This is a genomic window from Bacillus sp. WC2507 (genome assembly GCF_052656125.1).
The window spans coordinates 4,841,226-4,859,002 of record NZ_JBQXPN010000001.1 but is presented as its reverse complement, the minus strand read 5'-3'; the positions used below and the strand labels follow the sequence as shown (position 1 = coordinate 4,859,002).

Here is a 17,777-nt window from a genome sequence, read left to right as displayed (position 1 = left end):
GATGGCGAAGAAACAAAGTATACTATCACCGATTGTCCGTATTACTTTTACATTTTTAGTGTTGTGCGGACTTGTATATCCGCTTATTGTTACTGGTATTGCACAAGCAGTAATGAAGGAGAATGCGGATGGAAGTCTAATATATAATGATAAAAATGAAGTGATTGGTTCTAAGTTAATTGGCCAAAATTTCACAGATCCACGTTATTTTCATGGGCGTGTCTCTAGTATTGAATATAAAGCAGAAGCATCTGGTTCAAATAACTATGCACCGTCTAATCCAGATTTAGAGAAACGAGTAGAGAAAAGTATGGAAGACTGGAAGAAACAAAACCGGGCGGTTCCAGTTACAGAAGTGCCGATCGATTTAGTGACAAATTCAGGTTCAGGGCTTGATCCTGACATTAGTCCGAAGGCAGCTTCTGTACAGGTAGAGCGCATTTCGAAATTAACGAAAATCCCGAAAGAAACGCTAGATCAATTGATTAAAGATCAAACGGAAGGTGCGGCACTTGGTTTATTTGGAGAAGATCGTGTGAACGTCTTAAAGTTAAATATAGAATTACAGAAACTAATGAAATAGTAACAGTGCTACCTCAATCTAACGGATTGAGGTAGCGTTGTTTTGAAAGAAAGGTTGTGAGTGTTTTGTATGCGGATGACTATAAACCAACTTTTCAAAGGCGAACACCAGAAGAGTATTTAGAATATATTCGTCAGCAAAATCGAGGAAAGTTAAAGCTATATGTAGGAGCGGCTCCAGGAGTAGGGAAAAGTTATAAAATGCTATTTGATGCAAGAGAAATGCAAAAAGATGGTATGGATATTGTAATTGGTTTAATTGAAACACACGGGAGAAAAGAAACGGAAGACGCAATTGCTGATTTAGAAAAAGTTCCTTTAAAAGAAATTGATTATAAAGGGAAAGTATTTTATGAACTCGATGTGGAAGGAATTATAAAACGTGCACCACAAATTGTTGTTGTGGATGAACTTGCGCATAGTAATATTCCCGGGTCGAAAAATAAGAAACGTTATATGGATGTACAGGAATTGCTAGATGCTGGTATATCTGTATTATCAGCGTTTAATATTCAACATTTAGAAAGCGTTCATGATATTGTAGCTCAAATTACGAATGTTAAAGTGCGAGAACGTATTCCAGATTTTATTTTGCAAAAAGCAAATGAAATTCAGCTTGTTGATGCAACACCTGAGGTATTAAGGAAGAGATTAATCGATGGAAAGATATATAAGGAAGAAAAAATTCAACAAAGCTTACAAAACTTCTTTACGCTTAATAATTTAGGAGCACTAAGGGAATTATCGCTTCGTGAAGTTGCAGATGATATGGATGAGAAAATTAGCCAAACAGTTATAGAACCGATTGGGGTGAAAGAAAAAATTCTCGTTTGTGTACAATACAGTTCAACAGCAGAGAAGTTAATACGAAGAGGTTGGCGTATGGCAGATCGGTTAAATGCTGAATTGTATGTCTTAAATGTAGAGCGGGAAAATATAGATTCACTTTCAGCAGGGAAAAAGCAAACAATTGAAGAGTGGAAATCGCTAACGAATCAATTTGATGCAAGTTTTGTATTAGAAGAAGCAAATGGAAGAAAGCCAGCTGATGTTATTATTGAAGTCGCGAAAAGACTACAAGTAACGCAAATTTTACTCGGACAATCGGCAAGAACAAGGTGGGAAGAAATACGAAAAGGTTCTATTGTAAATGAAATTATGAGACAAACGAAGTATATTGATATTCATATTGTTGCGGATCAAAGAGCTTAAAATAGAGACCATCTGTAGGTCTCTATTTTACTTTTTGTGTGACAGGGAAGCATAGTATTTTCATCGCATATAAGATTATGAGTAGAAACATAATTGCACCTAGGAAGAAAATCCAAAAGTAATTTTGATTAAATAAAAGAAATCCACCTACAAGTGGCCCTGTGCTCATACCGAGATAGCGGATGAAGTTGTACATACCGATAGCAGTTGCGCGTTCTTGTACGAATTCTTCCGTTAATAAAGTAGTGTGAGTTGGCATAGAAAGTCCCATACTAAAACCGTACAAAGATGTAACGATAATGAGGAATGGGATATTGATGCTATATGTGAAAGAGAATAAAGTGACACATATAATATTGAAGAAACTAGTAATGAATAAAGCTTGCTTTGTTGTAAGGTGCTTTTGCAAAACCTTGTAGCAATAACTTCCTAACATAATAGAAAGGGACATCGGTACAAATACAAGACCAATTTCACTTGCAGTTAAGTGAAATGAATTTGTTAAAATACTCGGTAAAAAAACGAGAAAGCAAAAATAAATACAAAATTGAATAAAGCCAATAAGAGTAATAGAACATCCAGTTTTATTTTTTAAGATAAACCAGTAATTTTTTTTTGCTTGCGGTTGCTTAATTACAGTTGGTTTTGTTTCTGGAAGTAGTGAAATGTTTATAATGAATAAGAGAATGCCAAGTATAGATAAAAACAGAAATACGGATAAGTGTCCATGTATGCTACCGAGGTAACCACCTATGAGAGGGCCAATCGCAGGTGCGAGAGCAAGTAACATTTGGTATAGGCTCATTGCTTCCCCTCGTTCTTTTCCTTCAAACAAATCACCGATAATCGTTGCTGCGACTACAGGTATAGCTGCTATTCCTATAGCTTGAACAACTCTAAAAAATAAAAATAAATAAATGTTCGCCGAAAAAGCACATCCGATTGAACCAATTGTACTAATGATTAAACTAGGGATAAGGACAGATTTTCTTCCTTTTGTATCAATGAAAGGCCCATATACGAGCTGCATAATTGCAAGAACGAATGTGAAAAGTGAAACTGTTACATTTACAAGATAAAGAGAAGTGTGAAAAGAAGCTTGAATCATGGGCAAGATAGGCGTGTAAATATTTTGAGCGAAGGAACCGAGTAAGGCACTAATACAGATAATATATAAAATGAAATTTAGTTTGGATTTTTTCATTGTGGTAACCTCCTTTTAATTTAGTTTCCTAGGAAACTAAATTTATTTTAACATGTTTTTCTCACTTGTAAATATGAAAAAATGATTTTAAAATGGTATATAGTTAAATTGTTTCTTTGGAAACTTAGGGGGCGAACGGGTTGGATTATGCAACGAAACAAATGGAAATACTTTCGGACATTCGTACACTTTTGCATAAAAAAGAAGAACATTTGAAAGGACAAAATGAGAAATTTTTTCGTGAGACAGGTATAAGTGGTATGTCTTTATCTGAGTTACATGTGATCGAGTGTATCGGGAAAAATGGTTTGATGAATGTAACGGCAATTACGACAGAAATGGGAATAACGAAGGGTGCAATCTCTAAAATTTGTACAAAATTGTTCCAAAAGGCATTCGTTGAGAAGATGCAAATGTTAGACAATCAAAAAGAAATTTTCTTTCGCTTAACGGAAAGCGGAAATGAAATATATAAAGCTCATGATAAATTGCATAAACAAGCTGAAGAAAAGTGGCTGTTACTTTTAGATAGATATACGAAAGAAGAACAAGATTTTATTCAAAGGTTTATAAAGGATGTCTCCGATCATTTGGAAATATAATTGGAAGAAAAAACTCCTTTATTTCAAGCCTTTTGAATATAATTTCTAAAAGAACTCATATATAATAGAAAAAGATACTTAACATAGTGAATAATTAAAGAGTCAATATATAAAGAGGAGAGAATAACATGCTTGAAAATACGGGGTTAGTATTAGAAGGCGGCGGTATGCGTGGTGTATATACGGGTGGGATATTAGAATATTTTATGGAACAAGATTTATATTTTCCATATGTAATCGGTGTATCAGCTGGTGCTTGTCATGCAGCGTCGTATCTTTCCAGACAACGAAATAGAAATAAAACAGTAAATATTGATTATGCATCACACCCACAATATTTATCGTATAAAAACTTATGGAAAAAGCGTCAGTTATTTGATATGGATTTCATTTTTCATGAAATTCCAGAAAAGCATGTGCCGTTTGATTTTGAAACATACTTTAATAGTCCTGAACGCTTTCTTGTAGGAACAACGGATTGTGAAACAGGACAATCTGTTTATTTTGAAAAAGAGGGAACGAATGATGATGCACTAAATTTATTACAAGCATCTAGTTCATTACCTTTCATTGCACCGGTAGTAAATTACCGTGGTAAGCAGTTATTAGATGGTGGGATTTCTGATCCAATTCCAGTTCGTAAAGCACAGGAAGATGGATTTGAAAAATCAGTCGTAATTTTAACAAGAAATCAAGGGTATGCGAAGAAAAAATCAAAGTTTGGATGGGTGGCAGCCAAAGCGTATAAAAAATATCCGAACCTTGTGAACACGATGCTAAATCGTTATGAAGTGTATAATGAAACACTTCACTACATTGAAAAAGAAGAGCAAGCTGGTAATTTATTTGTTATTCGTCCAGAAATACAGCTTCAAGTAGATCGTATGGAAAAAGATAAAGAAAAACTACAAAATCTATATGAGCAAGGCTATGAAGATGCAAAGAGACAGTTTGCAGATTTGCAGGCGTTTTTACAAAAATAAGTATTAGGCTGTGGAGAAGAGTTTCTCCGCAGCCTTTTTTGTATTGCTTATCCGTTACTTTTTAAAAATGTATGAATGTTTAAGGGTTTAAAGAGTTTGTAAAACATATGGGTGTCTTATTGAGGGGAAGTTATTTGAAGGATAGTATGATGATGTAGCGCTACTAAACTATTTAATTTATGAGGTGATTGTTAATGAAAGGAGAAGTTTTTTCAATTACGACTTTAGTATTATTAGCAACATCAATCTCAACAAGTGCATTCTATCCAACTCTAAGCGGTCACAAAAGCGGTAATCTACTATCGAAAAAATCATATAAGAAGCCTGTTATTAAATATATACCAACGTTAATATTGTTTATTTTGGCTTCTATTTCTTCCGTTATGTTTGTATTAAATAACGGAATGGGAGAGCTGATGATAGCAGTCTTTTTAGGGATTGCAACGATAGTGAACGGTCTTTTACTTCTTACATTGAAAGTAGTTCGTGTGATTGTTGCAAGGGGAAAATAGAGCATCGAATTTCGATGCTCTATTTTTTTATATAAAAAAAATCCCTCTTTATGAGGGATTTTAATGTGGTAAGAAAATCAATTGATAAGCGAACAAGATTCCAAATAAGTATACAAGTGGGTGAACAGAACGGAATTTACCTTTTGCCACTTTCATAAGTGGGTATGAAATAAATCCAAGTGCGATACCTGTTGCGATACTTGATGTAAGTGGCATGCTTAAGATTACTAAGAATGCTGGGAATGCTTCATCAAATGCGTCCCAATCGATGTGGCGAACTGAACCCATCATAAGACTACCAACGATAATTAATGATGGTGCAGTAATAGCTGATACACCAGAAACGGCACTTACTAATGGTCCGAAGAATGCTGCTAGTGCGAATAGAACAGCTACTGTAACAGTTGTTAAACCAGTACGACCACCAGCTGCAACACCAGCAGATGATTCAATGTAAGCTGTTGATGGTGTTGTTCCGAACATAGAACCGATTGTTGCTGAGAATGAGTCAGATAGAAGAGCTCGTCCAGCTTTTGGAAGCTTTCCGTCTTTCATAAATCCACCTTGTTGAGCAACGCCAAGTAATGTACCTGTTGTATCGAATAATGTAACAAGGAAGAATGAAAATACAACGCCGTACAATCCGTAGTTAATTACATCAGATACAGCAGTAATTGGATTTGAAACGATAATTCCTTCTGGTAATCCAGGCATTGAAGTAACACCGTTTGAGAATGTTAATTGTCCTGTGAAGAAAGCGATAATACCAGTTAATAGCATTCCGATAAATAGCGCACCATTTACATTTAAAGACATAAGGACAATTGTAATTCCAAGTCCAGCTAATGCTAGTAGTACTGGAGCAGAGTGAAGGTCACCAAGTCCAACTAAGTTTGCTTCATTTTTTGTAACGATACCTGTTAAACGTAAACCGATAAAGGCGATGAAAAGACCAATACCAGCAGTAATTGCATGTTTTAAGTTTTCAGGAATTGCTTCCATTAATTTTGTACGGAAAGATGTGAATGATAACAAAATTAAAATCATACCTGCTACGAATACAGCAGAGAATGCAATTGCGAAAGTCATGCCTTCATGAGCTTTTACAACAGAGTAAGAGAAGTAAGCATTTAATCCCATACCTGGTGCAATTGCGATTGGTAAGTTTGTAAAGATCGCCATAAATAATGTTCCGACAACAGCAGCGATAATGGTTGCTGTAAATGCTTGTTCAAATGGAACACCTGCATCCCCAAGGATAACAGGGTTTACCACAATGATATATGCCATTGTTAAGAAGGTAATAATACCTGCCATAATTTCAGTTTTAATAGAAGTTTTATGTTTTGAAAGGTTAAACATATAAACATCCTTTCTGTTTACGAATAATTTTCACAACAGTTATATATAATATTCGTTTTTTAACTATTTTGCAATAGTTTTGCTTAAAAAGTTTACAATAATTCATATTTTGTGTCTTAAATTCGAATATTAATCGTAAAACGATGTGTGAATTTCAGTTTTTATTATGCACATTATAAGAAGAAGGAGTTGAAAGAAGCTATGCCGCAGCAAAAAAACTTTGTAACAATGCCAGCGCAACATCAAAATAAACAGCCTGGTATTGAATCATTAATGAATCCTCTACCACAGTTTGAAGATCCAAATTATAAAGGTAGCGAAAAGTTAAAAGGAAAGAATGTACTAATTACAGGCGGAGATAGTGGAATTGGACGAGCTGTTTCCATCGCTTTTGCGAAAGAGGGAGCAAATATTGCGATTGCGTATTTAGATGAGGAGGGAGACGCAAATGAGACGAAGCAACGTGTAGAACAAGAAGGTGTAAAGTGTGTATTGTTACCGGGTGATTTAAGCAATGAACAGCATTGTAAAGATATTGTACAAGAGACCGTTCGGCAGCTAGGTAGTTTACATGTTTTAGTAAATAATGTCGCGCAGCAATATCCGCAGCAAGGACTAGAGTATATTACAGCAGAACAGCTAGAAAAGACTTTTCGTATTAATATTTTTTCTTATTTTCACGTTGCGAAAGCAGCACTTTCTCATTTAAAGCAAGGGGATGTCATTATAAACACGGCATCTATCGTTGCGTATGAAGGAAATGAAACTTTAATTGATTATTCCGCAACGAAAGGGGCAATCGTAGCTTTTACAAGATCACTTTCTCAATCGTTAGTGCAAAAAGGGATTCGTGTAAATGGTGTTGCTCCTGGGCCGATTTGGACACCGCTTATTCCATCTAGCTTCGATGAGAAGAAAGTCTCACAGTTTGGAAGCAATGTTCCGATGCAACGACCTGGTCAACCATATGAACTAGCGCCAGCATACGTATACTTAGCGTCTGGCGATTCATCCTATGTTACCGGGCAAATGATACATGTAAACGGGGGCGTTATTGTAAATGGATAGTTTTCATTTATAAGAGCAAAGTAAAGTTAATTCCACTTATTATAGTGAGCGCTAGGGGGGATATAGATGAAAAAGTTATGTTTCGTCATCCTATTACTTTTCATCCTACCGGTTAGTGCTTTTGCTGATACAGATCATTTAATATTAGTGAACCTTACGACGAATCAGCTATCTTTTTTTGAAGAGGGAAACTATATGAAAACATTTCCAATAACGACTGGAAGGGATAGTACCCCAACGCCTGAAGGTAATTTTTGTATTATAACTAAATATAAAAATAAAGAATATCATCGAAAGAAAATACCTGGTGGTGCACCGAACAATCCTCTCGGTACAAGGTGGCTCGGATTAGATAAAAAAGAGTATGCGATTCACGGGACAAATCGGGAATGGACAATTGGAAGTAAGGAATCAAATGGTTGTATCCGTATGCACGACAGAGATATACAGTGGCTATATGACCGAGTACAATTGCAGACAAAAGTAATCATTTCTCGTTTTCATACGAGCCCCGAATATGAAGCGAATAAGCTTGGTTATCGTGTTGTGAGTTGGAGTGGTCGTAAAATAGAAGAAGAACAAATTGGCATACTTACGTTAGTAGACCGTGCCGATATATATTGGCAAGAACCAAATGGGCAGTTAACAAAAGTGAAAACGGTATTGCCAAACGAAAGATATGCAGTGTACTCAAAACGAAAAGATGGAATATATTATATAGGAAACAATTTGTATATTGTGGATGAAACAGGAGAAAAAATTCGTTATGAGCAAATTCCTTCTTCGACTTTAAGTAATATATATAAACGGAAATATAATGTTCCGTAATGGCTACCGTATTATAGACGGTAGCTTATTTCTACTTCGAGTTTAACTGCAACTATTGTATTTTGCGGAATATAATACAGTACAGATAGGGGGCGGTTATATTATGAAAAGTGAATTTGCATTTAAAGTTTTCTTAGTAACGACCTGTTTATTTATCGTGTATTTGTATGCGTTTCTCGTCTTTTCTTTTTATGTTCCATATGTTGATTTAATATTATTCTTCGGATTCATTTGGGCGTTTGTTAAGGCAAGGGAAGGGGAGAAGAGTATATATCGGCGCATTACCCTATGCGGTACAGCTGTTCTCGTTATTTTGTACTTTTTTATCATGCATGATTTTTGGAGAGGGATGTAAAAAAAAGCATACGAGTAATCGTATGCTTTTTATGTTTAATATTTTGGCTTAAATGTATGACAACAAGTTTCTACACTCGTTGTTACAGAGCTTTCTAGCGTCTCGTTTGTAAAAACCGCGCCTGTATACGAATCATTTGCATTCGAACCAGCTTCTTGTGCATCTGGTTGAACAACGATTGCACTTGCTTGACAAAAGTTACCTTGTCCCCAAAATGAGCAATTGGAAACAGAGCATTTCACTTCTGGCATAAAACCCCCTCCTTATACATTAGTGTGGGATTTTACGCCCATTTCATGTGTAGAAGGAGTTTCCTTTTCTCTTTATTTTTTCGTTTGTTCAAACCATTCTTTGAACTTTTCTTTTGATTGTTCTCCGCTAATACGGCTTACTTCTTTACCATCTTTAAAATGAATAATTGTCGGTGTTCCTTGGATATTGTACTTATCCCAAGGTTCGTTTAAATTTTCAATATCAATTACTTTCATATCAACATTTAAATCTTTCGCTAAAGGTACAACAGTAGGAGAGATCTTTTGACAATGAACGCAAGAGGTTTGATAAAAGTAAATCGTTTGTTCTTTTTTATCTTCTATATTTTTATTGAGATCCTCAAGAGAAATTTTATTTGAGTAGTAATCTTTTTCATCTGTCGATGCGTTTTTCTTTTCCATTTGTGTTACAGCAAAGATTGCCGCAAATAAGACGATAATAATACCGCCAAATATAAGCATTTTTTTCATTCTTTCATCTCCTTATTTGTTTTTGATGACAATAAAGCTACAAACCGCGATTGTAATAAAGCCGATAAGTGCTAAAAACGGGATTGTCACAAAGCCGAACCAGTTTATGTATTCTCCCGTACATGGTACACGACCGCAAGCTGCCCCAGCAGCTGAAAATGCTGCGATTTTTTGAATCGCATAGTGATATAAAGAAATACAAGCACCAATACTTGCAATTGGTAAAGAATAACTTGCGATGCGATAGTCTTTTTTTACTACAGCGATACCGAGCCATAAAACGAATGGATACATAAAAATACGTTGATACCAACAAAGGACACAAGGCTCAAATTTCATGACTTCGGAAAAGTATAAACTTCCTAGTGTAGCGATAAAAGAAGCTCCCCAAGCGGTAAGTAAAGCATATTCTTGCTTTTTTTCTCGTCCCATATTTTATACCTCACTTATAATAGTTACATACTAAATTATAGTATGAAGTGGCACAGAAAAGAAAGAAAAAATATGTTTATCAATAAAAGTTTTATAAGGGGAAACTTTTATTGATATAAACATTTTAAAAAAGCGCTATTCTCCAGAAGAGAATAGCGCTATATTTTACATTTGAATTTGCTCTACTTCTTCTATATGTGACTTTTGGGATGCGTGGTCAATATATTGAAATAGGAGCTGCAATTGTTTATCAACTTCTGGTAGTTCTTTACTGTATTGATAAGCGTGTAAAAAATGTTCAATACGCTTAGAAAATAGTTGATCGTTCGTTTGAACCATGAGAACGAGTAATTTATCCCAATTACAGCAATACGTGTAATAGAGAGCTTTATCATAGTCGTTATATGTTTGCACTGTGTACCCTCCTTACTGAGGAGTTATATATAGTGTGTGACAAGTAAGGAGAAATACACTTGAAAGAATTTGTTAAGAAAAAAAGTGAATGAAAAAAAAAACGAGGTGCTTCCTCGTTTTTAAGCTTTTGGCATTGGCGTAGGTGTTGGCTTGCCATAGCCTTCTTTGTATTTATTATCGATATAGTTACGAATTTCAAGCGTTGATTTTCCTTTTTGTTTCATCGAAGCAGATTCAACTGCGATTTCTAGGCAATTGACGCAAGTCGTTGCATGGGAATCCCAAACAACTTCACCATTCTTTTTCATTTCACGAATAAAGCAGTTTTTATTATTTTTATGTCCCACACTTTCACCGCAACCGCAGTAACATGGAATCCAATCTAATAGCTCTGCATTTTGTCCAGCAACAGTGTAAATGTCTTTCATTTGTGGATCAAGCTTGTCTAGGAAGGTAGGAAGTGTGTCGACTCCTTTTGTTTTCTCTTGAATGTCAGCTTGCTGAGTGTGCGTGGCGTGGTCATGCTCTTCTTTTGATTCAGATGATTTTTTTTCATTTGTACTAGTAGCTCCGCATCCAGCAAGAATTAAACTCAGTACTGCAAGTAAAGAAAATACATATTTCTTCATACGCTTGTCCCCTTTACAAATGTATTAATCAAATTGTATCAGAGATTATGGTGTATCGGTTGAAGATTTTTTCGACGGATTTTTGAAGCGCCATCGTAGTGAATGAAATAGAAATAAAATTGGGATATAGGCGTATACAATATATAAACCAGCTTTAGATAGTACTGTATTTAATGTGTTGATACTTTCACGGTTTGTGAAAAATAAGGATGAAATAAATATGACTGCGATAAATAATGGTAGTGTGATTTTAAATGGTATGTGAAACGATTTTTTACTAATGCAACAAGAAGACCAAATGGTTAAACAAAGATTAGGTAAAATAATAAGATACCATAGAAAAATAATAATGTACTCAAACCTTTGGATAAAAGGAACTTTAATGATTTTTAGCATCGTTAATGTTGGCCAAATGGTATGGTGTAGCTGCCCTTGACTATAGTACATAAGGGAAACAATTGCCAGTACTACGTATAAAACAGTTGAAAAAGCAATACCACCATGTGCCCATTTATTTATCGATTTTCCTTTTTTAATAAACGGATAAAAAATAAGAATCGCTTCAAATCCAAGAAATTCTAATGCAGATGCTTTCGTTGCATTTAGAATTTCTAAAGGTGAATGAGTAAGAATTGGGAAAATGTTACGGACATGTGCATATTTCATTGGGAAAACTAAGAAAAATAGGACGAAAATCGGTATGATAACTCCCCAAAAACATATTCCTGTTACAGACCGCAAGCCACCTCTAATTATGTAATAAGCTACAAGTAAAAATAGTAAGGTTAATTTCCACGGTTTAATTGTAGGAAAGACCCAAACTTGAATCACTTCAATATATGAACGAAGAACAGTAAGGCAAAATAATAAAAGATATGCGGCAAAGCATACAGAAAAAAATGTTCCAATCCACTTTCCGAAACATGTCGTATGAATATTCATTAAATCATTATCTTTTTCTAACATTTTAAGCATGCAAAATAGTACGATATGAGCTGCAATGCCCGCAACGATAAGGGAAATCCAAGAATCATACCCAGCATATTGCGCAATAATCCTTTGGTATCCTAACACACCTACTCCAATTTGAAGAGAGTGTAATAGAAGGAATGTGAAATAAGGGGAAACAGTATGTGTTTTATCTTGTTCAGCCATGATAGCACCTCACTATTCTCCGATACCAGATTGTACGACATTAATCTTTACATTGACAGCAACGTCTACGTTAGGATACATGTTCTGAATTTGTTTCATGCTCCATTTTCTTGAGTGACTACGAATTTCTTCACGTATACCAATTGGATCGATTTCATTTTCTTGGAATGTTTGTATTAATTCGTTTAAATCCTTTTCAAGCGCTTTTTCTACATGTCTTTTTACGTAAGTTACATTTTTGCTCTTCGATAAATCAAGCCAGCTGGGAGCATTTTTTATGAGTCCATTTAATTTTAAGTGTATGTTAACTTTCGGAATATCACCGTTTGGTGAAAGAGAACATACACTTTTTCCAGATATGTTTTGAGTAGCAATTAATCCTTTATGTTTACCTTGACGTATTGGGACTTCGTAACGCCCATTTTTCGTTGGATTAATGAGTAATTTAAATAAAAAAGACCTTTTCTTATCTGTATACATAACCACTTTATCCTTTTTTAAAAAAGCTAGCCCTTTAATGGAAGCAGATTTGTCTTCTGATACTTGAATGTAAGGAAGAAATGGATCGCATCCAGATGAATAGAAGTTATATAAAAAAATATTTAAAGCTGTCCGCGGGATTGTCTCGTTTTTTATATTTTGCTCCAATAAATCAGATAAATAAAGTGATCCATTTATTCTGACATGTTTCAGTAATTCTTCTGCTGAACCATCTACAAGTGCTAGCTGCACATCACGGCCAATGTTAGGATCACGTTGTAAGTTGTTAATAACATCTCCAAGTCCATGTTCACCAAATGCTTTTCCAAATAGGACAACACGCATTTGACCTACAGCGATCGTATGTGGAGATTTGGCGTTTAGAAGGGAAGAGATTGTTTCAATTGTACCTGCATGAGTTGATTGAGTTTCTGGTTTAGATTGTACGCCCTTTGTGTAATCGGGATATAAAATGGTTCCGCGAAATTTTTTATCTTTTATTATATCGAATCCACCTACGTGAATCATTCGCTGTGTATCAACTATATATGCTTCTGTACAACCAGATTGAACAATTAAAATGATAATGGAAAAGCATAATAAAATATTTTTCATTTTTCCTCACCGTCGCGTTTTTCTTTCGCTTTGTTCGGGTCATAGCGCCATTTCTTTTTGGGCCTTAGAAAAGAAGCGCGTTCTGCAGTTTGACTAAATGGAAGGCGAAGGAGTCCTTCTGCTGTCCCTAAACCGCGAAATGGATATAGAGGTAATAAATAAGGTGATCCAAGTGATTTTAAGCGAATTAAATGAGCTAATATGAGTACGAATCCTACAATAAGACCTAAGCCCCCAAATGCACCAGCTAAAAGAATAAGTGGAAATCGTAGTATCCGGATAGTAGAAGACATTTTTACAGTTGGTGTTGTAAAAGAAGCGAGTGCTGATAAAGCAACTGCAATTAATAAAATGTTACTCGTTAAAGCAGCTTGAACAGATGCTTGGCCAATTACAATCCCGCCAACGATGCCGATTGTTTGTCCAACTTTTGTAGGTAATCGTGCTCCAGCTTCACGGAGCAATTCGATTGTGATTTCTAAAAAAAGTGCTTCTAAAATGGGCGGAAAGGGTACATTAGCTCTTGAAAAAATAATCGGACCTAGTAAATCCACAGGAATCATTTGATAGTGATACGTTAATACAGCTGTATAAATAGCTGATGAAAATAGCGAGAATGCTGCTCCGAAAAAGCGAACCATTCGAAGAAATGAGCCTGCTATCCATGGTAAATAATAATCTTCTGGCGAGACGAAGAAATCAAGTAACGTCGCTGGTCCAGCTAATGCGTAAGGTGAACCGTCTGTTAAAATAACAACGCCTCCATTCAGTAATGCGTACACAGAGCGGTCTAACCGCTCTGTAGGTAGTAAAACAGGGAAGGGTGAGTTACTATTATCGCTAATAAACTGTTCAATCATAGTTGCATCAAAAGGAACATCAAAGTCAACATCTTGTAAGCGCTGCATTGCAGTATTGATGTGTTGTTCATTTGTAATGCCTTCGATGTAAGCAACTATCACCTTTGTTTTTGATATAGAGCCAACTATAACTTCTTTGAAAACCAATTGCTCTGTTACTATATTTCGGCGAAGTAAGTGTGTATTTGTATCAATATTTTCAACAAACCCGACTTTTGGACCGATTACACTATATTCATTTTCGGTATCGTTATATAATCGTGTACCTAAAACTGAACTTTCAGCACGAATAAGTGCATATTCTGCTGCTTGAGAATCGTTTTTTATCTGTATGAGTACATACCCAACTAATAATTTTTCACGAATATCATCAATAGAAGGATTGGTGATGATCCCTTCGAGTGTAACGATATTTGCTATGTCACTTATATTTTCAATGCGATCTAATTCTCTTTTTATAGGTGTTAAAATGAATCGATTAATGAGGAGTGATTCAGCTGTAGATTTATAATAAAACAAACATAGTGTCCCATCTTCTACGATGTTATAGGAAACGAAATCACTAGATTCTTTCATAGTGAGGACAAACTCTGGAATGGAACAGATTGTTTTTTTCTTCTTTTTAGACGATAAACGAAACATTTTCTCACCCCTTACTACATCATTTGTTTATGTTAGTTTTTGGGAAATACGGGAATTTATACTTCAAAGTTGAAAGTTCATAAAGAAAAGGAAGAGCAGTGAATACCTCTTCCTTTTTTGCGTGTTAATTTGTTTGCTTCTCTTTAATAGACTTCACTAATTTAATCATCTCTGCTCGTATATCTTCTCTTTTAACATTTAATTTTTCCGCGATTTGTTTAATATCCATACCGTCTTTTTTCATTTTTAGTACATCATCAAGAGGGGTATTACTCTTTTGAGAGATGATTGTTAATACCGTGAGCTGACGTAATCCGATATTATATTCTTTCATTTTTTGTTTTAGTCCGTCTGGTGTAGATTTTTGCATATTTGCTAATTCTTGCAGTAGTGCTTTTTTCGTTTCTTTATCCATATGATGCTTTTTCAATTTACTTGGATCTACGCCGAAATGCTCAGCTGTTTTCTCCCAAGATTTATTTTGTTTATAGTAAGCTAAAACGTCTTTAATTTCTTTTTTACTCATTCTTGCAATGTGAGCAGCTTTCCAAATTTCATGTTTGTTATAGCCGAGTTTTTCGAGCGACTGCATTTCTTCTTCTGAAATTGGTTTATGATGGTGCAATGTTACTTCTTTTGGTGTAGCGGCGGAAGCGGGGAAGATAGATATCCCGCATAATAGGGCTGCCATAGTCATACTTATTGCGATTTTTTTGTACATATAGACTCCTCCTAGATGGATAATGTGGAAAACTGTATACATATCATTTCCATAAAATGTGAAATACTTGTGAACAAGTTAAGTTTTTTTATTCACAGTATGAAATGATGTTTTTGAAAGTTTTCCAACATAAAACATTGATTAATAGTAAAAAACTAGGTTATAATCGAAATTGAAAATCAATATCAATAACAAGCGTTATACATATAGATAAAAATAAGGGAGAGAAAAATATGACTACATATACTTCCATCGCAAATGTGATTAAAGAAAGACGTTCTGTTCGTACATTTACAGATAAAGCAGTGGACAAAGAATTACTAATTGAGCTATTAAACGACGCAACGTGGGCACCGAATCATAAGCACCGTGAACCATGGAATTGTAAACTATACATGGGAGAAGGCCGAAAGAAATTAGTAGATGCAGTATTAAACTCTTTCACAGAAGAAGAAAGAGCGAAACGTGGTAAAATTTTATCAGATCGTTTCTTAAGTACGCCTGCACAAATCGTTGTATATATGAATGAAGATCCACGCCAAATTCAGCGAGACGAAGATTACGCTGCGACATGTGCATTTATGCAAAACTTCCAACTTCTTGCTTGGGAACGTGGATTAGGTTGTGTTTGGAAATCAGGCGGATTAAACTACAATCCATTATTTATAGAAGGACTTGGTTTAACAAGAGGTCAACGCATCGTTGGAATTCTTCACCTTGGCTATTTCGATAAAGCACCAGAAGGAAAAGCTCGTACACCGATTACGGAGAAGATGGAGATTATTGAAGGTTAATAGATGAGACATTCTCGTTTTTTATGAGGATGTCTTTTTATTATGCAATCAATCCTCATGAAAGCTTGTTCCTCATCATACACTTTCTTAAGGGAAAGTGTAAGGAGGGAAAATAATGAGAGTAAGTGACGATAAAGCACTGCAATATGCAATTGCGGAAATTACGGAAATTGCGACTGGATTTGGGCTTGATTTTTATCCGATGCGTTATGAAATATGTCCAGCGGAAATTATTTATACATTTGGTGCGTATGGGATGCCGACGCGGTTTTCACATTGGAGTTTTGGAAAACAGTTTTTCAGAATGAAATTACAATACGATTTAGGTCTTAGTAAAATATACGAACTCGTTATTAACTCTGATCCATGTTATGCCTTTTTACTAGATACGAACTCGTTAATTCAAAATAAATTAATTGTAGCGCACGTTTTAGCACACTGTGACTTCTTTAAAAATAATATTCGTTTTTCAAATACGAAGCGAGATATGGTAGAAAGTATGGCGGCAACAGCCGACCGTGTGAAAGCATATGAGCATAAGTATGGAAAGGCAGAGGTAGAAACATTTTTAGATGCCGTACTTGCCATTCAAGAGCACATTGATCCATCGCTTATGCGTCCAAAACTTGCGTGGAGTATTGAAGATTTAGAAGAGGATGTAGAAAAGAAAAAGATATCACAGTACGATGATTTATGGAATTTAGATGATCGAAACAAAAAGAGAGAACGGCCTAATATGCATAAAAAGAAGAAAATTCCGCCGCAACCAGAGAAAGATTTACTACTCTTTATTGAAGAATATAGCCGTGAGCTAGAAGATTGGCAGCGCGATATATTAACGATGATGCGCGAGGAAATGTTATATTTCTGGCCGCAGCTTGAAACGAAGATCATGAACGAAGGTTGGGCTTCGTACTGGCATCAACGCATACTCCGTGAAATGGACTTAACATCTTCTGAAGCGATTGAATTCGCAAAGCTTAATGCAGGTGTAGTTCAACCATCTAAAACAAGTATTAATCCATACTACCTCGGTATTAAAATGTTTGAAGATATTGAAGAACGCTACAATAACCCGACAGAAGAAATGAAACGACGCGGCGTAAAGCCAGGATCTGGTCGGGACAAAATCTTTGAAGTACGCGAAATCGAATGGGATGTATCATTCTTAAGAAACTACTTAAACAAAGATCTCGTAATGAGAGAAGATATGTACTTATTCCAGCGCCAGGGAAAAGAATATAAAGTAATAGATAAAGAGTGGGAACATGTGCGTGATCAACTCGTAAATATGCGTACAAACGGTGGCTTCCCGTACTTAGTAGTAGAAGATGGAGATTACTTAAAGAACGGAGAATTGTACATTAAACATAGTTACGAAGGAATCGAGCTCGATTTAAAATACTTAGAAAAAGTGCTGCCATACATTCATCAGTTATGGGGAAGAACGGTGCATATGGAGTCGATTGTGGAGAGTAAGGGCGTTGTGTTTTCTTATGATGGGAAGATGGTGCATCGGAAGTATGTGTGATGAAAAGAACGGACATAGAATGCTATGTCCGTTCTTTTTTATTTGGAACAAAG

Annotated in this window: 21 protein-coding genes; 10 read left to right on the top strand and 11 right to left on the bottom strand. The window is 35.4% G+C overall.

The window, feature by feature from the left end:
• Position 1 precedes the first annotated feature (1 nt).
• Positions 2-583, top strand: a complete 582-nt coding sequence (gene kdpC / locus ACUN28_RS25630) for a K(+)-transporting ATPase subunit C (protein ID WP_016089250.1) — start codon at positions 2-4, stop codon at positions 581-583.
• Between the two features lie 56 nt (positions 584-639).
• Positions 640-1,794, top strand: coding sequence for a KdpD-like non-kinase potassium sensor (gene kdpDN / locus ACUN28_RS25625; protein WP_080118087.1), 1,155 nt, complete (start codon positions 640-642; stop codon positions 1,792-1,794).
• A gap of 22 nt (positions 1,795-1,816) precedes the next feature.
• On the opposite strand, the gene ACUN28_RS25620 is transcribed toward kdpDN, so the two are convergent.
• Positions 1,817-2,998, bottom strand: coding sequence for an MFS transporter (locus tag ACUN28_RS25620; RefSeq protein ID WP_016089248.1), 1,182 nt, complete (start codon positions 2,996-2,998; stop codon positions 1,817-1,819).
• Between the two features lie 140 nt (positions 2,999-3,138).
• Here ACUN28_RS25620 and ACUN28_RS25615 point away from each other — a divergent pair, with 140 nt between their 5' ends.
• The 3 genes from ACUN28_RS25615 to ACUN28_RS25605 all read left to right on the top strand — a co-directional run bounded on the left by ACUN28_RS25615 (position 3,139) and on the right by ACUN28_RS25605 (position 5,095).
• On the top strand, positions 3,139-3,600 hold the full coding sequence (locus ACUN28_RS25615) for a MarR family transcriptional regulator (RefSeq protein WP_016089247.1): 462 nt from the start codon (positions 3,139-3,141) through the stop codon (positions 3,598-3,600).
• Between the two features lie 128 nt (positions 3,601-3,728).
• Positions 3,729-4,583 carry a patatin-like phospholipase family protein gene (locus ACUN28_RS25610; RefSeq protein WP_016089246.1) on the top strand — a complete coding sequence of 285 codons (855 nt, stop codon included), beginning with the start codon at positions 3,729-3,731 and terminating at the stop codon, positions 4,581-4,583.
• A 194-nt stretch (positions 4,584-4,777) separates the two neighbouring features.
• On the top strand, positions 4,778-5,095 hold the full coding sequence (locus ACUN28_RS25605; RefSeq protein WP_016136522.1) for a hypothetical protein: 318 nt from the start codon (positions 4,778-4,780) through the stop codon (positions 5,093-5,095).
• Positions 5,096-5,155: 60 nt separating this feature from the next.
• On the opposite strand, the gene ACUN28_RS25600 is transcribed toward ACUN28_RS25605, so the two are convergent.
• Positions 5,156-6,457 carry an NCS2 family permease gene (locus ACUN28_RS25600; RefSeq protein ID WP_016089244.1) on the bottom strand — a complete coding sequence of 434 codons (1,302 nt, stop codon included), beginning with the start codon at positions 6,455-6,457 and terminating at the stop codon, positions 5,156-5,158.
• Positions 6,458-6,658: 201 nt separating this feature from the next.
• Here ACUN28_RS25600 and ACUN28_RS25595 point away from each other — a divergent pair, with 201 nt between their 5' ends.
• The 3 genes from ACUN28_RS25595 to ACUN28_RS25585 all read left to right on the top strand — a co-directional run bounded on the left by ACUN28_RS25595 (position 6,659) and on the right by ACUN28_RS25585 (position 8,708).
• On the top strand, positions 6,659-7,525 hold the full coding sequence (locus ACUN28_RS25595) for an SDR family oxidoreductase (RefSeq protein WP_016089243.1): 867 nt from the start codon (positions 6,659-6,661) through the stop codon (positions 7,523-7,525).
• 66 nt (positions 7,526-7,591) lie between these two features.
• Positions 7,592-8,353, top strand: a complete 762-nt coding sequence (locus tag ACUN28_RS25590) for a L,D-transpeptidase (RefSeq protein WP_016089242.1) — start codon at positions 7,592-7,594, stop codon at positions 8,351-8,353.
• 103 nt (positions 8,354-8,456) lie between these two features.
• A complete protein-coding gene (locus ACUN28_RS25585; protein ID WP_000834195.1) occupies positions 8,457-8,708 on the top strand; it encodes a hypothetical protein in 252 nt (83 codons plus the stop codon).
• 35 nt (positions 8,709-8,743) lie between these two features.
• Here the strand turns inward: ACUN28_RS25585 and ACUN28_RS25580 are convergent, their stop codons facing one another.
• From ACUN28_RS25580 to ACUN28_RS25540, 9 genes are all read right to left on the bottom strand, one after another.
• Positions 8,744-8,959: a DUF1540 domain-containing protein gene (locus ACUN28_RS25580; RefSeq protein WP_016089241.1), complete on the bottom strand. Its 216-nt coding sequence runs from the start codon at positions 8,957-8,959 to the stop codon at positions 8,744-8,746.
• A 72-nt stretch (positions 8,960-9,031) separates the two neighbouring features.
• A complete protein-coding gene (locus ACUN28_RS25575) occupies positions 9,032-9,451 on the bottom strand; it encodes a thioredoxin family protein (RefSeq protein ID WP_016089240.1) in 420 nt (139 codons plus the stop codon).
• A 12-nt stretch (positions 9,452-9,463) separates the two neighbouring features.
• Positions 9,464-9,883, bottom strand: a complete 420-nt coding sequence (locus tag ACUN28_RS25570; RefSeq protein ID WP_016089239.1) for a disulfide formation protein C — start codon at positions 9,881-9,883, stop codon at positions 9,464-9,466.
• 165 nt (positions 9,884-10,048) lie between these two features.
• A complete protein-coding gene (locus ACUN28_RS25565; protein ID WP_001195458.1) occupies positions 10,049-10,297 on the bottom strand; it encodes a YhdB family protein in 249 nt (82 codons plus the stop codon).
• Between the two features lie 119 nt (positions 10,298-10,416).
• The gene (locus ACUN28_RS25560) at positions 10,417-10,926 is read right to left on the bottom strand and encodes a PCYCGC domain-containing protein (RefSeq protein ID WP_016089238.1); all 510 of its coding nucleotides are present in this window, start codon (positions 10,924-10,926) and stop codon (positions 10,417-10,419) included.
• A gap of 45 nt (positions 10,927-10,971) precedes the next feature.
• Complete coding sequence (locus ACUN28_RS25555) at positions 10,972-12,081, bottom strand: GerAB/ArcD/ProY family transporter (RefSeq protein ID WP_016089237.1); 1,110 nt, start codon at positions 12,079-12,081, stop codon at positions 10,972-10,974.
• Positions 12,082-12,093: 12 nt separating this feature from the next.
• Positions 12,094-13,176: a spore germination protein GerYC gene (gene gerYC, locus ACUN28_RS25550; RefSeq protein ID WP_000789838.1), complete on the bottom strand. Its 1,083-nt coding sequence runs from the start codon at positions 13,174-13,176 to the stop codon at positions 12,094-12,096.
• Positions 13,173-14,678 carry a spore germination protein gene (locus tag ACUN28_RS25545; RefSeq protein ID WP_000489317.1) on the bottom strand — a complete coding sequence of 502 codons (1,506 nt, stop codon included), beginning with the start codon at positions 14,676-14,678 and terminating at the stop codon, positions 13,173-13,175. The genes gerYC and ACUN28_RS25545 overlap by 4 nt, the downstream gene beginning before the upstream one ends.
• A gap of 124 nt (positions 14,679-14,802) precedes the next feature.
• Positions 14,803-15,399, bottom strand: coding sequence for a hypothetical protein (locus ACUN28_RS25540; protein WP_016089236.1), 597 nt, complete (start codon positions 15,397-15,399; stop codon positions 14,803-14,805).
• 233 nt (positions 15,400-15,632) lie between these two features.
• Here ACUN28_RS25540 and ACUN28_RS25535 point away from each other — a divergent pair, with 233 nt between their 5' ends.
• The gene (locus tag ACUN28_RS25535) at positions 15,633-16,193 is read left to right on the top strand and encodes a nitroreductase family protein (protein ID WP_016089235.1); all 561 of its coding nucleotides are present in this window, start codon (positions 15,633-15,635) and stop codon (positions 16,191-16,193) included.
• A 115-nt stretch (positions 16,194-16,308) separates the two neighbouring features.
• Positions 16,309-17,724, top strand: coding sequence for a stage V sporulation protein SpoVR (gene spoVR / locus ACUN28_RS25530; protein WP_016089234.1), 1,416 nt, complete (start codon positions 16,309-16,311; stop codon positions 17,722-17,724).
• The last annotated feature ends 53 nt before the right edge of the window (positions 17,725-17,777 follow it).

What these genes read in the sequence shown, in the direction of transcription:
- kdpC (WP_016089250.1), top strand. Translation starts at nt 2, where the DNA reads ATGGCGAAGAAACAAAGTATACTATCACCGATTGTCCGTATTACTTTT.
- ACUN28_RS25600 (WP_016089244.1), bottom strand. Translation starts at nt 6,457, where the DNA reads ATGTTTAACCTTTCAAAACATAAAACTTCTATTAAAACTGAAATTATG.
- ACUN28_RS25580 (WP_016089241.1), bottom strand. Translation starts at nt 8,959, where the DNA reads ATGCCAGAAGTGAAATGCTCTGTTTCCAATTGCTCATTTTGGGGACAA.
- spoVR (WP_016089234.1), top strand. Translation starts at nt 16,309, where the DNA reads ATGAGAGTAAGTGACGATAAAGCACTGCAATATGCAATTGCGGAAATT.
- ACUN28_RS25540 (WP_016089236.1), bottom strand. Translation starts at nt 15,399, where the DNA reads ATGTACAAAAAAATCGCAATAAGTATGACTATGGCAGCCCTATTATGC.
- ACUN28_RS25610 (WP_016089246.1), top strand. Translation starts at nt 3,729, where the DNA reads ATGCTTGAAAATACGGGGTTAGTATTAGAAGGCGGCGGTATGCGTGGT.
- ACUN28_RS25545 (WP_000489317.1), bottom strand. Translation starts at nt 14,678, where the DNA reads ATGTTTCGTTTATCGTCTAAAAAGAAGAAAAAAACAATCTGTTCCATT.
- ACUN28_RS25555 (WP_016089237.1), bottom strand. Translation starts at nt 12,081, where the DNA reads ATGGCTGAACAAGATAAAACACATACTGTTTCCCCTTATTTCACATTC.
- gerYC (WP_000789838.1), bottom strand. Translation starts at nt 13,176, where the DNA reads ATGAAAAATATTTTATTATGCTTTTCCATTATCATTTTAATTGTTCAA.
- ACUN28_RS25535 (WP_016089235.1), top strand. Translation starts at nt 15,633, where the DNA reads ATGACTACATATACTTCCATCGCAAATGTGATTAAAGAAAGACGTTCT.
- ACUN28_RS25605 (WP_016136522.1), top strand. Translation starts at nt 4,778, where the DNA reads ATGAAAGGAGAAGTTTTTTCAATTACGACTTTAGTATTATTAGCAACA.
- ACUN28_RS25595 (WP_016089243.1), top strand. Translation starts at nt 6,659, where the DNA reads ATGCCGCAGCAAAAAAACTTTGTAACAATGCCAGCGCAACATCAAAAT.
- ACUN28_RS25620 (WP_016089248.1), bottom strand. Translation starts at nt 2,998, where the DNA reads ATGAAAAAATCCAAACTAAATTTCATTTTATATATTATCTGTATTAGT.
- ACUN28_RS25560 (WP_016089238.1), bottom strand. Translation starts at nt 10,926, where the DNA reads ATGAAGAAATATGTATTTTCTTTACTTGCAGTACTGAGTTTAATTCTT.
- ACUN28_RS25575 (WP_016089240.1), bottom strand. Translation starts at nt 9,451, where the DNA reads ATGAAAAAAATGCTTATATTTGGCGGTATTATTATCGTCTTATTTGCG.
- ACUN28_RS25590 (WP_016089242.1), top strand. Translation starts at nt 7,592, where the DNA reads ATGAAAAAGTTATGTTTCGTCATCCTATTACTTTTCATCCTACCGGTT.
- ACUN28_RS25570 (WP_016089239.1), bottom strand. Translation starts at nt 9,883, where the DNA reads ATGGGACGAGAAAAAAAGCAAGAATATGCTTTACTTACCGCTTGGGGA.
- ACUN28_RS25585 (WP_000834195.1), top strand. Translation starts at nt 8,457, where the DNA reads ATGAAAAGTGAATTTGCATTTAAAGTTTTCTTAGTAACGACCTGTTTA.